This is a genomic window from Bacillus sp. AFS073361 (assembly GCF_002567005.1).
In the GTDB taxonomy this organism is placed as follows: domain Bacteria; phylum Bacillota; class Bacilli; order Bacillales; family Cytobacillaceae; genus Neobacillus.
Genome location: NZ_NUZU01000004.1, coordinates 210060 through 224119 on the forward strand (window position 1 = coordinate 210060; position 14060 = coordinate 224119).

Sequence of the window (14060 nt, forward strand, 5' to 3'; positions counted from 1 at the left end):
CAGGCTCAGTTTAGACCTCAACGCCCATGCGTTTTGCATTTTCAAGCACATCTTCAATACGTCCAACTAAACGGAACGCATCCTCTGGAAGGTGGTCATACTTACCTTCAAGAATCTCTTTGAATCCACGAACTGTTTCCTTAACAGGTACATAAGACCCTGGCTGGCCAGTAAACTGCTCTGCAACGTGGAAGTTTTGAGATAAGAATACTTGGATACGACGCGCACGTTGTACCGTTAACTTATCATCATCACTAAGTTCATCCATACCAAGGATCGCGATGATATCTTGTAATTCTTTATAACGTTGTAATGTTGATTGAACTTGGCGGGCTACATTATAGTGCTCTTCGCCAACAATATCAGGTGACAAAGCACGAGATGTTGAAGCCAAAGGATCCACCGCTGGGTAAATACCCATCTCAGAAAGCTTACGCTCAAGGTTTGTTGTTGCATCTAAGTGAGCGAATGTTGTAGCCGGAGCCGGATCCGTATAGTCATCGGCTGGTACATAAATCGCTTGGATTGATGTAACTGATCCTAAGTTTGTAGATGTAATACGTTCTTGTAATTTACCCATCTCAGTTGCAAGAGTTGGCTGGTAACCTACCGCTGATGGCATACGGCCAAGTAGCGCGGAAACCTCAGAACCTGCTTGCGTGAAACGGAAGATGTTATCCATGAAGAACAACACGTCTTGTCCTTGCTCATCACGGAAATACTCAGACATGGTCAAACCAGTTAAAGCAACACGCATACGTGCGCCAGGCGGCTCATTCATTTGTCCGAATACCATCGCTGTTTTCTTGATAACGCCAGAATCCGTCATTTCGTGGTAAAGGTCATTACCTTCACGTGTACGCTCACCAACACCAGCGAATACGGAAATACCACCGTGCTCTTGTGCGATGTTGTTGATTAATTCCTGGATTAATACCGTTTTACCTACACCGGCACCACCGAATAGACCGATCTTACCACCCTTAATATAAGGAGCAAGTAAGTCTACTACTTTAATACCTGTTTCAAGAATTTCTACCTGAGTAGAAAGGTTTTCAAATGTTGGTGCTTCGCGGTGAATGGAATCACGGCGTTCGTTTGCTGGAATTGCAGGATCAAGGTCAATTGTTTCTCCTAATACGTTAAATACACGACCAAGAGTCACATCACCAACTGGTACCGAAATTGGTGCACCAGTATCTTCAACTTCTATTCCACGAGTTAAACCGTCAGTTGTTGACATCGCAATTGTACGAACTGTATCATCACCTAAATGAAGAGCTACTTCAAGGGTAATGTTGATATCAACTTCGGAAGCATTACTCGCTTTACTTGAAATTCTCAACGCATTATAAATCGCAGGCAGATGACCGCTTTCGAACTTTACGTCAACTACCGGACCCATAATCTGAAGAACGCGTCCTTTGCTCATCGTTTTCCCTCCTAACTTACTCTTACGCGAAAACCACCCCTAAGCATTTTTGAAAAATGACCTCAGTGTGGCCCGCGCGCATTGTTCTAAACTGAACAAAATGAGTCGGGAACGGTATGATCGTTCCCTGCTCGAATCTAAATGGTTATACTGGTGTCAGGCACCAGACTTGTTATTAATGTCTAGCTGCAGCGCCTAGGGGCTCGGGGTCATAAGCCAATCCGTCAAGAAGGTTAAAGAGCAACCTTCTCGCCGGCTCGACTTATGCCTGTCGCCCCTGAACAAGGCGCTTCCGCTTTTCTTATTCTAACGCTGCCGCACCGCCGACGATTTCTGTGATTTCTTGTGTAATCGATGCTTGACGGGCACGGTTGAAGACTAGTGTGTAGTGATTGATTAGTTCTTTTGCGTTATCTGTTGCATTTCTCATTGCTGTCATCCGAGCAGCGTGCTCACTCGCTTTGCTGTCTAGGAGAGCGCCAAAAATTAAGCTCTCAGCATATTGAGGCAGGAGAACTTCTAATATTTCTTCTGCAGATGGCTCGAATGTATAGGAAATCGTCTTTTGAGTAGTCGTTAAATCCGTAAGTGGAAGAAGCTTCTTCTCAAGGACTTCCTGTGAAATCGCACTTAGATAATGACTGTAATAAATATATAGTTCATCGAATGTGCCATCAGCAAACATTCCAACGGTTGCACGGGTTATGTCTTGAATGTCAGCAAAGTTTGGCTGCGCTGGGATCCCGATTGTCTCAAGGACCACATTCATGCCGCGCTTGACAAAAAAGTCACGAGCTACACGTCCGATTGCAATAATCGCGAATTCATCATTCGATTTATGACGTTCTTTAATTGTTTGACTCACACGACGGAGCACGTTGCTGTTAAATGCACCAGCAAGTCCTGAGTCAGAAGTCATTACAACATAACCGGTTTTCTTAACAGGTCGACTTGTCAGCATGGGATGATTTACTCCGCCTGAGCCAAGCGCGATTGACGCCGTTACCTCTTGGATTTTTTCCATATAAGGAACAAATTGCTTTGCATTCACGACGGCACGATTCCACTTCGCAGCAGAGGTCATTTCCATTGCTTTCGTAATTTGACTCGTCTTTTTCGTTGAATTAATACGAGTTTTTATCTCACGTAATGAAGCCATAGGTTCTCACCACCCTTTTTCAAAGAATGTCTGGAAGGCGCGCGGCATCATGTGAAATCTTCACACAGTGCCGCTCACCTTACCGTACTAAATGTCAGACCCTATTGTTCGGAAACTGCAAACGTCTTTTTGAAGGCGTTGATTGCAGAAGCCATATCGTCATCAGAAGGAAGATCCTTCGTTTTTGTAATATGGTCTAACAACTCTTTGCGGTTGTGGTCTAACCAATTAAGGAATTCTGATTCAAAGCGACGTACATCCTCTAATGGAATATCATCAAGGAAGCCGCGTGTTAATGCGTAAAGGATTGCAACTTGCTTTTCAACTGAAAGCGGCTTGTGCAGGTCTTGTTTAAGAACTTCAACCGTACGCGCCCCACGATTCAATTTCGCTTGCGTTGCTTTATCTAAGTCTGATCCAAACTGAGCAAATGCTTCTAATTCACGGTATGATGCAAGGTCAAGTCTTAGTGTACCAGATACCTTTTTCATCGCCTTGATTTGTGCAGATCCACCTACACGTGATACGGATAAACCAGCGTTGATCGCCGGACGTACACCGGAGAAGAATAAGTCAGATTGTAAGAAAATTTGTCCATCAGTGATTGAAATAACGTTTGTTGGGATATACGCTGAAACGTCACCCGCTTGTGTTTCAATGAACGGAAGCGCAGTGATTGAACCAGCACCAAGTGTATCGTTAATTTTCGCTGCACGCTCTAATAAGCGGCTGTGTAAGTAGAATACATCCCCTGGATATGCTTCACGACCTGGAGGACGACGAAGCAGCAAGGAAAGCTCACGGTATGCAGCTGCTTGTTTAGAAAGATCATCATATACGATCAATACGTGTTTGCCATTATACATAAACTCTTCAGCCATTGAAACTCCTGTATATGGAGCTAAATAAAGCAATGGAGCAGGTTGTGATGCAGATGCAGTAACAACGATTGAGTATTCTAATGCGCCGTATTTACGTAGTGTTTCAACGGCGTTACGAACTGTAGATTCTTTCTGACCGATCGCAACATAGATACAGATCATGTTTTGACCTTTTTGGTTCAAGATTGTATCGATAGCAACAGATGTTTTACCTGTTTGACGGTCACCGATTACTAATTCACGTTGACCACGTCCGATTGGCACAAGGGCGTCAATCGCTTTGATACCTGTTTGTAATGGCTCATGAACGGATTTACGAGCCATAACGCCTGGAGCAACTGCTTCCACTGGGCGTGTTTTTGTCGTGTTGATTGGACCCATACCATCAACTGGTTGTCCAAGGGAGTTAACCACGCGACCAATAAGTTCCTCACCAACCGGAACCTCCATGATGCGTCCTGTACGGCGAACCTCGTCACCTTCTTTGATTTCAGTGAAAGGTCCAAGAATGATAATACCGACGTTATTAGCTTCTAGGTTTTGTGCCATACCCATAACGCCATTTGAAAATTCAACAAGTTCTCCAGCCATGACATTGTCCAGGCCATGAACACGTGCGATACCGTCACCGATTGAGATAACTGTACCAACATCCGTTACTTGAATTTCCGCCTGATAGTTTTCAATTTGCTTTTTTATCAGGGAACTAATTTCTTCAGCTTTGATGCTCATGAGTTTCACCCCTAATCTACATTTACATAAAATGTCGCAACATGCGACTTCGATAATTGTCCAGCTTCAGCTCCCAGCGACTAGTGTACTTCGCGTTCCTCCCTGCGATAAGTCAAGCACGAATACGCTAACGCTCTTCGTGTTTCCTTTATCTCAGTCGGACCACTCCAGTCCATACGTCGCTAAACGGTCGCTTCCGCTTTTCGTTCTAGCTTAACAATTTACGTTCTAAACGATCGAGTTTACCTCTTAATGACCCGTCATATATACGATTTCCAATGCGGAGGCGGATGCCGCCAAGCAGGTTGGAATCTACGATATTTTCGATTTTTAGTGACTTTTTGCCAATTTTAGCAGCAAATACAGATGAAATCGCTTCGCGTTCTGCATCCGTTAACGCACGTGTGCTGTAAACTTCAGCTTCGGCAATGCCCATTTCTTCATTTGCCAGCTCTAAAAATTCATTCGCCAAATCAATGATTTGGTCTTCACGGTGGCGGTCGATTAAGATCAACAGTGTATTGAGTACATTTACATTAACTGATGCGAAAGCAGTCTTAATAATTTCTTTTTTCTTTTCAAGTGAAAGCTTAGAAGAATTTAAGATGGCTTTTAATTCAGGATTGTATTGTACAACTTCCTTCACTACACGAAGTTCTTCTTCAATAACTCCGAGCGAATTCGTCTCTTTTGCAATATTTAGAAGAGCCAACGCATAGCGCTTAGCTACCATAGAGTTGCTCATCGCTCTTCTCCTGCCTCTTTAATATATTCGCTAATCAGTTGGTCTTGGTCTGCTGCTGTGATTTGTTTTTCAATTACTTTAGAAGCAATCAATACAGACAGGGACGCAACTTGCTCACGAATCGCGGCAACTGCTTTTTCTTTTTGCTGCTCAATTTCAAGCTTCGCTGATTCTTTCATACGATCAGCTTCCGTGCGGGCCGCTGCGATAATCTCTTCACGCTGGATATCGCCTTGCTTCTTCGCACCTTCAATTAGGTTTTGAGCATCATTACGAGCTTCTTTTAAAAGATCGCGCTGCTCTTGTAAAATCTTTTGTGCTTCTAAACGGCTGTTTTCCGCCGCACTAATTTCGTTACCAATATGCTCTTCACGCTGTTTCATGATGCCCATTAATGGACCCCAAGCAAACTTTTTGAGCAAGGCTAACAAAACAATAAAAACGATGAGCTGGAAGAAGATATCTCCAGTATTAATGTGGCCGCCGCCTTCCGCAGCAGTCGCTAATACAAAACTGTTTGTTAACACCCTCGGTTCACTCCTTTCAAGAGTTGCTTAACGATAGAAAAAACGCATAAATGAATGGCGAAGATTTGTTGATCATCGCCAATGTAAATTTGCCTAAAATTATTTATTTAATACCATGAACGCGATAACTACCCCAATAATCGGTAATGCTTCAACTAACGCAACCCCGATAAACATTGTTGTTTGTAGTAAACCACGATGTTCTGGTTGACGAGCGATACCTTCTACTGTACGTCCTACGATAAGACCGTTACCAATACCTGCTCCTACTGCTGCTAAACCGATTGCGATTGCTGCTGCTAAAACACCAATTGATCCTGTCATTACTTTTTTTCCTCCTTAAATGTATGAAACATAAATTATTTTTTTATAGTGTTCATAAAAATGAACGGTGTATTATTAATGGTCGTGACTCACTTTATGAGCCAAGTAAACCATTGTTAACATTGTGAAAATATAAGCTTGGATCGTACCAACGAAAATAGAGAACCCTTGCCATACCATTGTCAGCGGAATCGCTGCGATCGTACCGGCAATACCTTGATGCGCTAATCCTGCTGCTAATAGTGATAAAAGCAACTCACCAGCGTAAATGTTACCATATAGACGCAGACCAAGAGTCAGCGTATTGGCAAATTCCTCAATAATTTTCAAAGGGAATAAGAATTTCATCGGAGCGAAGAACCCTTCTCCATAACCCTTTGCACCTTTTAACTTGACGCCATAATAGTGGGATAGTCCCAATACCATAACGGCCAATGTCAAAGTAATGATTGGGTCGGCTGTTGGTGATTTCCACCAAAGCTTATCATCAACCACGATTGAAAATGGAAGGCCTAACATATTGGATACAAAAATATACATAATTAATGTAATTCCAAGGATGTGGAATCTTCCGCCTTCTTTCCAGTCCATCGTGCTGTTAATGATCCCTTTTACAAAGTCCATCACCCATTCAAAGAAGTTTTGCATCCCTGTGGGTTTCATTGCTAACTTTCGTGTAGAAAGGACAGCTATTAAGAAAACGATTAAACTAGCAATCGTAATCATCAGCATATTTGCGCCATTAAACCAAAGACCCATAAATTCAAACTCTGGAGCCTCATGATGCATGTAAACTCACCTCGCTTCCGCTTCATTTATGTACATGCAAAGCATGGTAAAAATAATCTATCATAATGACAATATAGGATGTCATCAATCCTACCACTAAGGAAATCATATTGAATTGCTCTGGATATCTCAAGGCGATTAATGCGGCAATTCCAGCCATCGCCATTCTCGAGAGCGACCCTAAGGATTTAGGCTTTTTGCCCTCAGTTACTTTTTTATCAAAACTCTCCGTCTTTCTAACCAAGAACCAAAGGTTCAGATAACTGAAGCATGTCCCAAGAATCAGTCCTAAAAATACGGTTTGATATGAAGTGAAGCCCCAGCCAAGAACATAAATGGACAACAAGTAAAAAATCCATTTGCGCTGCCTGTTGTACATAACTCTGAAATCTGGCATAGTTATTTTTCTCCTGAATAGAAATGGCGGATGGATAAAAGCATGGAATAGGTGCCCGCTGCAAGACCGATGAGCAGTCCGATTATTAAGAAAATTGGCTCGGTGCCCCACTGACGATCCAGCCATCTGCCTGAGAAAATACCTATTAGAATGGAACCTACTAATTGGGAGACAATTGCGGACATTAAAGCCATAGCTTGAAATGGATTGCGGTTGTTTTTACGCATATAAACACATCCTCACTCTGGAGAGAATGTCAAGCGGGCAATGGTAAAATTCATAGCCAAAATACTATCTTCAGATAGATATTTTTACATGAAAACCCTATCATTTACACCCTTTGTTAGCATACAATAGCACCCTGTCAATGTCAATGAATTTACGTGAATTATACCACAAAGTATTCGCTGAATTATTTTCCATTCCAGAACTTTATCCAACATCCCTATTGTATTGTAAATTGTGAAGGATATTTGCCTATTTTGTGTCTATTTTGTGAACGTTTAGAATTATACTAATGGTACAATTTTATGAACTTTTATTATGGTACATAAATATAGAAGGAATTTCCCCTATAATGGGCATGATTATTCATCTGGTGTTTTCTCAATTGTTATCATACGTTCGAGAAAATCCTCTTTATTCGCTTTTTTCGCAAAAATTTTCACCAAATACGATCCGTCCCGTGGAAGTTGTTCCTTCGGTATGTCCCTATGAATTAGTCCTTTTTTCACATTGGTAATCGTATCTAAAAAGCCGACAAAGCGATAATCCTCTGGGTTAAACAACGCTATTCCAAATTCCTCTGCCCCACCCGGCAAATACACCTCATACTTATACTGCCCTGGTTTGTCGCCATTTGTAAAATCAAAGCCCATCACGCGCGGGTAGTTCGGCTCCTCCAACACATAGAGATACGGAATTCGAACGGTTGCGGCCCCTGCATGGAGCTTGAGGAAGCCGTCTTGTATTTTTCCCATAAACACGTTCGGGTCAACCGTTAACTCCACAGTGATGTCCTTTGTTTGTTTCGGTTCCAGCGTAAACGATAACGGCAGCCGCCAGTGGAGCCCATCGACGTGCGGCGGGATATCGAACGAATAGGTCTGGGTACGCGAACCCGTATTTTCCACAGTGAGGGAGACTTTCTGGACATCACTCTGCTCGGTAAATTTCCCAAAGTGCATACTGCTAGGCGATACGAGTGTGCTCGTTTTGATTGCTTGATCCACTTGAATTCGGCCGGCTCCCTGTTCAAAGGTGCGGTAATAACTCTGTCTAGGGTTCGTTGCCGTGCTCGATTTAGCCAGTGGTATTGCCGTATTCATCAGTGCCGCTTTGATCTGATCCGGGGACCAATCCGGATGTGCCTGCTTGATTAACGCACAGGCCCCTGCGACATGCGGTGCGGCCATACTCGTCCCCTGCAAAGACAGGTAGCCGCCCGGAATCGTCGAATTAATGGCGACCCCAGGTGCAACAATATCCGGCTTAATTTCCCATGAGCCTGTCACAGGGCCGCGCGAGCTGAAGTCGGCGAGCTGATCCCGCTCTTCGCTAACCACTACCCTTGCCGCGGTCGTTTGTTTTTTTATTTCTTTTTGTAAAATAACTCCGTCACCCTTCGCGAGTGCTCCGACAGGGATGGTCAGCTGAGAGTCCAGGTTTCCCATGAAGCGGCCCCCGCTGACATTATTGTAGATCAGCACCGCTTTTGCCCCCGCCTTTTGAGCATTTTCTGCCTTTTGTGTGAACGTTAGGACGCCTCGTTCGATGAGAGCAATTTTCCCATCGACATGTTTCAGTTCATCAGGCCGTCCGAGCCCTCCATCCGCTAAGTCTATGGAACGGTCGAGATTCCACGTGGCTGAGCCTTCCATCGGCTCAATTTGGAATTGTTCCCGACTTCCTACTATAGATATATATGGAGTCTCGAGGGTAGGCGTTGATGCCCCCACCGAGATTGCTTTCGAGGCCGTTCCTGGTGAGCCGACGCTCCACACATTGGGCCCAGAATTCCCCGAGGCCGCCACCGCCACGATGCCGCGGTCGACCGCACGGTTAAGGGCAAGGCTGATCGGCAGGTCTGGCCCATTAATATCATTTCCGAGGGAAAGATTAACAATATCGACTTTATCCTTGATGGCTTGGTCTATCGCGGCCAGTACCTGCTCTGTTGTCCCTCCCCCGCCCGGTCCAAGCGCCCGGTACGCGACAATTCTTGCCTCCGGGGCGACGCCCTTGATTTTTCCATTGGCCGCAATGATCCCTGCGACATGGGTCCCGTGGATGGTCGCCTTACCGAGGGCAAGCGTCTCCATCGGATCACGGTCATTGTCGACCAAATCGCGGCCGCCGGCATAGTTTCGCTTGAGGTCCGGATGCGTATAGTCGACGCCGGTATCAATCACCCCCACCGTGACTCCTTTTCCGGTAAGTCGTTGATTTTTATGATCGAAAAATTTGCGGACTTCCTCCCCGCCAATAATCTCCACACTCTCCTCGGTCTCAGCCTGATACTGTATGACCGGTGAGACATTGGTGATTTGTTTCTGGCTCGTCGCTGCGAGTTTTGCGAGGGAGGCGGCGCTGCCTTGGACAGAGAAACCATCCAGTGCCTCGTGATATATTCGCCGCAGCTTCACGCCTTTGTAAGGTTGTAGGAGCTGTCGGATTTCCTCGTCGGTGTGCGGTTTGTCCAGAATAATAATCGCGGTGGTTTCCTGCATGCTTTCGGTAATGGAAGGATGAATGAGTATTTTAGGAGTTTGAAAAGCTAGCAGTAATGCCAGTAGAAGTTTCATCAGCAGATTTCCCCTTTTTCCATATCGTTTTCATTGAGGGGGGAAAGTATGCAAAAATGGATATTTTTTAAATTCGCTCATTGACGCACTAAATTCGCCCATTACTTCCTAAGATTCGCTCATTACACTCTAGAATTCGCTCAAAAGGTATCAAGCCTTCGCCAATAATGAGTGAAGTCGTTCATAATCCAACGATGACCTATTATTAAAAAGCTGAAATTTTATATGGATATCGGATTTTTAGCAAAAAAACAAAAAAAGCCGAGTAATTTCTCGACTTTTTTCAGGAAGGATCCTATTTCGTACCAAACAACCGGTCCCCGGCGTCACCTAAACCTGGGACAATGTAGCCGTGGTCATTCAATTTCTCATCTAATGCCGCAATATAGATATCGACATCAGGGTGGGCTTCCTTGACTGCCTCTACGCCTTCTGGTGCTGCAATTAGACACATAAACTTAATATGTTTTGCGCCGCGCTTTTTCAAAGAGCGAATCGCTTCCACCGCTGAACCGCCAGTTGCCAGCATTGGATCAACCACAATGAAATCTCTCTCTTCGACATCGCTTGGCAGCTTAATGTAATATTCAACTGGCATCAAAGTTTCCGGATCACGGTATAAACCGATATGGCCCACTTTTGCAGCTGGGATTAATTTTAAAATACCATCGACCATACCGATTCCTGCACGTAAAATCGGCACAACGCCCATTTTTTTACCCGATAATACCTTGGATTTCGTCGAACAGACAGGTGTTTCGATATCAATATCTTCAAGCGACATGTCTCTTGTGATTTCAAATGCCATCAATGTGGCAACTTCATCGACAAGCTCGCGGAATTCCTTTGTTCCTGTGTTTTTATCACGTATGTAAGTTAGCTTATGCTGAATTAATGGATGGTCGAAAACGAATACCTTGGCCACAATAATCGCCCCTTTTATTAAATTAACAAACACTTCGTCTCATTTTACAGAAAAACAATCCAATGAGCAAATCAGAATAACTAGTTAGATTTTTCAAAAAAAATCGGCCTGCTAGGAGGCCGATTCTTAGATGTTTAGTATTCTGGATATAGGGTAAATTTGCCTGTTAAAGCTTCGACACGTCCCGCCGCTTCCTCAAGCTTCGCTTCATCTTCATGATTTTTCAAAGTAAACGCGATAATTGAAGCAATTTCGTCCATTTCTGCTTCAGCAAAGCCACGGCTTGTAACTGCCGCCGTTCCGATACGGATACCGCTTGTTACGAACGGGCTTTGTTGATCAAATGGAATCGTGTTTTTATTAACTGTGATTCCAACTTCATCAAGGACTTTTTCAGCAACCTTGCCAGTTAATCCAAGCGTCGTTACGTCCACTAATAAAAGGTGGTTGTCCGTACCGCCGGAAACTAACTGCAAGCCTTCCTTTTGAAGACTATCAGCCAGGCGCTGAGCGTTAGCAATAATTTGGCCTGCATAATCTTTAAAGCTGTCTTGAAGTGCTTCGCCAAACGCAACGGCTTTAGCTGCGATGACATGCATCAATGGACCGCCTTGGATTCCAGGGAAGATAGATTTATCAATCTTCTTGCCAAATTCCTCTTTGCAAAGGATCATCCCGCCGCGTGGACCGCGCAATGTTTTATGCGTTGTTGTAGTCACGAAATCTGCATATGGAACTGGGTTTTGGTGCAAACCTGCCGCAACAAGGCCAGCGATATGCGCCATATCAACCATTAAGTACGCGCCGACTTCATCAGCAATCTCGCGGAACTTCGCGAAATCGATCGCACGCGGGTAGGCACTTGCCCCAGCAACAATCATCTTTGGCTTGTGTTCAAGTGCTTTGGCACGAACATCATCATAGTTGATGCGTTGAGTTGTTTCATCTACGCCATATTCAACAAAGTTATACTGAACACCACTGAAGTTAACCGGACTGCCGTGTGTTAAGTGGCCGCCGTGGGATAAGTTCATTCCAAGAACCGTGTCGCCTTGCTCAAGCACCGTGAAGTATACTGCCATATTGGCTTGGGCACCTGAGTGCGGCTGCACGTTCACATATTCCGCACCGAAAATTTCCTTCGCACGGTCGCGGGCCAAGTCTTCAACAATATCGACATATTCACAGCCGCCATAATATCGACGGTTAGGATAGCCTTCTGCATATTTGTTCGTTAACACAGAGCCTTGTGCTTCCATGACTGCTTCGCTAACAAAGTTTTCTGAGGCAATTAATTCAATCTTAGAGCGTTGACGACCTAATTCTTTTTGAATCGCTTGAAAAACCTGTTCATCCGCTTGAGGCAAATGCTTCATGACAAAAAATCCCCCTTGTATGTGAGTGACTACTATTTACATTTTCAAAAATTCTTTTTTATTTTAGCATGAAACACTCATAAATTAAAAGAGAAACATTTTTCGTATTTTAATTATTTTTTTAACCCAAAGCGAGCGTTTCTATGCACTCCAATCTTATTTCACGAATAAAAATATTTTTTCTGACAGTAATGTTCGTGTTTTTGGTAATAAACTAATTATTCTATCATAATTTGCCATCGTATATACAAGCCTGAATGATGGTGCCTGACACCCATGTCTTTTATGAACAGCTTGAGTTTTCTTGATTGCGCTCATAGACAGCGCGCGCCCCGCCAATTAGTTTCGGACGCACTTTGGCGAGCGTTACATGGGCTTGTCCAATCTTTTTTTGGGTCACCCGGACAGGAACTGCTACATGTTTTAGGTGCATACCAATCAAGGTATTGCCAATGTCGATTCCGGCATCTGCCTTCACGAACTCCACCACGACTGCATCCTCCAGCTCCCCAAAGGCATAGGTTGCCATTGCCCCGCCTGCTTTTCGGACAGGGACAACCGAGACCTCATCAAAGCGTTTTGCAGCTGCCACCGTCCGTTCAACGACCAAGGCTCGATTTAAATGCTCACAGCATTGGAACGCCAGATCAATCCCTGTGTCCCCTTGAAGTTTTTTCAAGCCGCGAAAAATCATTTCCGCGACTTCGACTGTCCCGGATGTTCCAATTCGCTCTCCAATCACTTCACTGGTACTGCAGCCGACCACAAGCAGCTGTCCCGGTCTCAAATTAGCCTGTTCTTTGAATTCTGCTAAAATTGTTTCCAGCTCTTTTTCACTTTCTTGAATCATAAGCCTTACCCCCTAACAGATTTCGCGTTCGACTCTTGATCTAAGTGAATTAAAGGTGCTTATCCTCGTATTCGCCAATTTTACCAACCCGGCCAGCATGGCGGCCGCCTTCGAATTCACCGGTCAGCCAAACTTGGGCAATATCACGGGCCAAGCCAGGACCAATGACGCGTTCGCCCATCGCTAAGATATTGGAATCATTATGGGCGCGCGTTGCTTTCGCACTAAAGGTATCATGAACCAATGCACAGCGAATTCCTTTTACTTTGTTGGCCGCAATGCTCATGCCAATCCCCGTCCCACAAATCAGGATGCCGCGGTCAAATTCACCCTTCGCCACTTTTTCAGCAACCGGCAGTGCATAATCTGGATAATCGACCGAAGTTTCGCACTCACAGCCAAAATCTTGGTATTCAATGCCCAGCTCTACGAGTAAGCTGGCAATTTCTTTGCGAAGATTAACCCCGCCATGGTCTGATGCTAAAGCTACTTTCATGAAAAATCCCTCCTGTTTTCCTTTTGCTATTATGTATGTCCCAGCGCAGGCCCAACAACAAATGGACACTTCCGCTCTCCTGATTTATTTTGACATACCCTCGCTGAAATAGAAAGTTCCCTGTTCAAAAATAAAAGCCCTCTTCTAAAGAAAGAGAGCATTCCATCAAGTATTACTTTAGTTTTCCAATGGCCTTGTCAATTAATTCATCTAGTTCACGAAAGGTTTGCTCATACATCGCCAGGGAGCCGCCATAAGGATCGACCACATCTGAATTGAAGCCTTCCCCGCTGTATTCCTTTAAGGTAAAGACCTTATGGCCCACTTCTGGGTATTGCTGGAGAATCGCCATCTTGTGTGAAGACGTCATAGTGAGGATGAGGTCGGCCCAATTGACTTCGACACCGGTTAACAAGCTGGAACGGTGATTATGCGCGATCCCATTGTCCTCGAGCACCTTTTTCGCATGTGTGGATGCCTCACTACCGTTCGCTGCATAGATTCCTGCGGACCTCACTTCAATCTCGTCCATTTGTTTATTTTTCAAAATCGCTTCGGCCATTGGACTTCTGCAGGTATTTCCTGTGCATACAAATAAAATGCGCTGCAATGTGTGTGCCTCC

The 14060-nt window shown here is 44.4% G+C and carries 15 protein-coding genes; all 15 read right to left on the minus strand.

The window, feature by feature from the left end; all coding sequences use genetic code 11:
• Positions 1-10: 10 nt before the first annotated feature.
• A complete protein-coding gene (atpD, locus tag COJ96_RS03020; RefSeq protein ID WP_098571519.1) occupies positions 11-1432 on the minus strand; it encodes a F0F1 ATP synthase subunit beta in 1422 nt (473 codons plus the stop codon).
• 301 nt (positions 1433-1733) lie between these two features.
• A complete protein-coding gene (gene atpG, locus COJ96_RS03025) occupies positions 1734-2591 on the minus strand; it encodes an ATP synthase F1 subunit gamma (RefSeq protein ID WP_098571520.1) in 858 nt (285 codons plus the stop codon).
• Between the two features lie 101 nt (positions 2592-2692).
• Entirely contained in the window at positions 2693-4204 is a 1512-nt protein-coding gene (gene atpA, locus COJ96_RS03030) for a F0F1 ATP synthase subunit alpha (RefSeq protein WP_098571521.1), read from the minus strand.
• 208 nt (positions 4205-4412) lie between these two features.
• Positions 4413-4949, minus strand: a complete 537-nt coding sequence (locus COJ96_RS03035) for a F0F1 ATP synthase subunit delta (RefSeq protein WP_098571522.1) — start codon at positions 4947-4949, stop codon at positions 4413-4415.
• Entirely contained in the window at positions 4946-5476 is a 531-nt protein-coding gene (locus tag COJ96_RS03040) for a F0F1 ATP synthase subunit B (RefSeq protein WP_098571523.1), read from the minus strand. The genes COJ96_RS03035 and COJ96_RS03040 overlap by 4 nt, the downstream gene beginning before the upstream one ends.
• A 99-nt stretch (positions 5477-5575) precedes the next feature.
• Complete coding sequence (gene atpE, locus COJ96_RS03045; RefSeq protein WP_373561650.1) at positions 5576-5788, minus strand: F0F1 ATP synthase subunit C; 213 nt, start codon at positions 5786-5788, stop codon at positions 5576-5578.
• 87 nt (positions 5789-5875) lie between these two features.
• A complete protein-coding gene (gene atpB / locus COJ96_RS03050; protein ID WP_098571524.1) occupies positions 5876-6589 on the minus strand; it encodes a F0F1 ATP synthase subunit A in 714 nt (237 codons plus the stop codon).
• Between the two features lie 22 nt (positions 6590-6611).
• On the minus strand, positions 6612-6986 hold the full coding sequence (locus COJ96_RS03055) for an ATP synthase subunit I (protein ID WP_098571525.1): 375 nt from the start codon (positions 6984-6986) through the stop codon (positions 6612-6614).
• A 2-nt stretch (positions 6987-6988) separates the two neighbouring features.
• Complete coding sequence (locus COJ96_RS03060) at positions 6989-7213, minus strand: AtpZ/AtpI family protein (RefSeq protein WP_098571526.1); 225 nt, start codon at positions 7211-7213, stop codon at positions 6989-6991.
• Between the two features lie 360 nt (positions 7214-7573).
• Positions 7574-9790, minus strand: a complete 2217-nt coding sequence (locus tag COJ96_RS03065) for a S8 family serine peptidase (protein WP_098571527.1) — start codon at positions 9788-9790, stop codon at positions 7574-7576.
• Between the two features lie 295 nt (positions 9791-10085).
• Positions 10086-10715: a uracil phosphoribosyltransferase gene (gene upp, locus COJ96_RS03070; RefSeq protein ID WP_098571528.1), complete on the minus strand. Its 630-nt coding sequence runs from the start codon at positions 10713-10715 to the stop codon at positions 10086-10088.
• Positions 10716-10849: 134 nt separating this feature from the next.
• Positions 10850-12091 carry a serine hydroxymethyltransferase gene (glyA, locus tag COJ96_RS03075; RefSeq protein ID WP_098571529.1) on the minus strand — a complete coding sequence of 414 codons (1242 nt, stop codon included), beginning with the start codon at positions 12089-12091 and terminating at the stop codon, positions 10850-10852.
• Between the two features lie 283 nt (positions 12092-12374).
• Positions 12375-12941, minus strand: a complete 567-nt coding sequence (locus COJ96_RS03080; protein WP_098571530.1) for a TIGR01440 family protein — start codon at positions 12939-12941, stop codon at positions 12375-12377.
• 49 nt (positions 12942-12990) lie between these two features.
• On the minus strand, positions 12991-13437 hold the full coding sequence (rpiB, locus tag COJ96_RS03085) for a ribose 5-phosphate isomerase B (protein WP_098571531.1): 447 nt from the start codon (positions 13435-13437) through the stop codon (positions 12991-12993).
• A 172-nt stretch (positions 13438-13609) separates the two neighbouring features.
• Complete coding sequence (locus COJ96_RS03090; RefSeq protein WP_098571532.1) at positions 13610-14047, minus strand: low molecular weight protein arginine phosphatase; 438 nt, start codon at positions 14045-14047, stop codon at positions 13610-13612.
• Positions 14048-14060 lie beyond the last annotated feature (13 nt).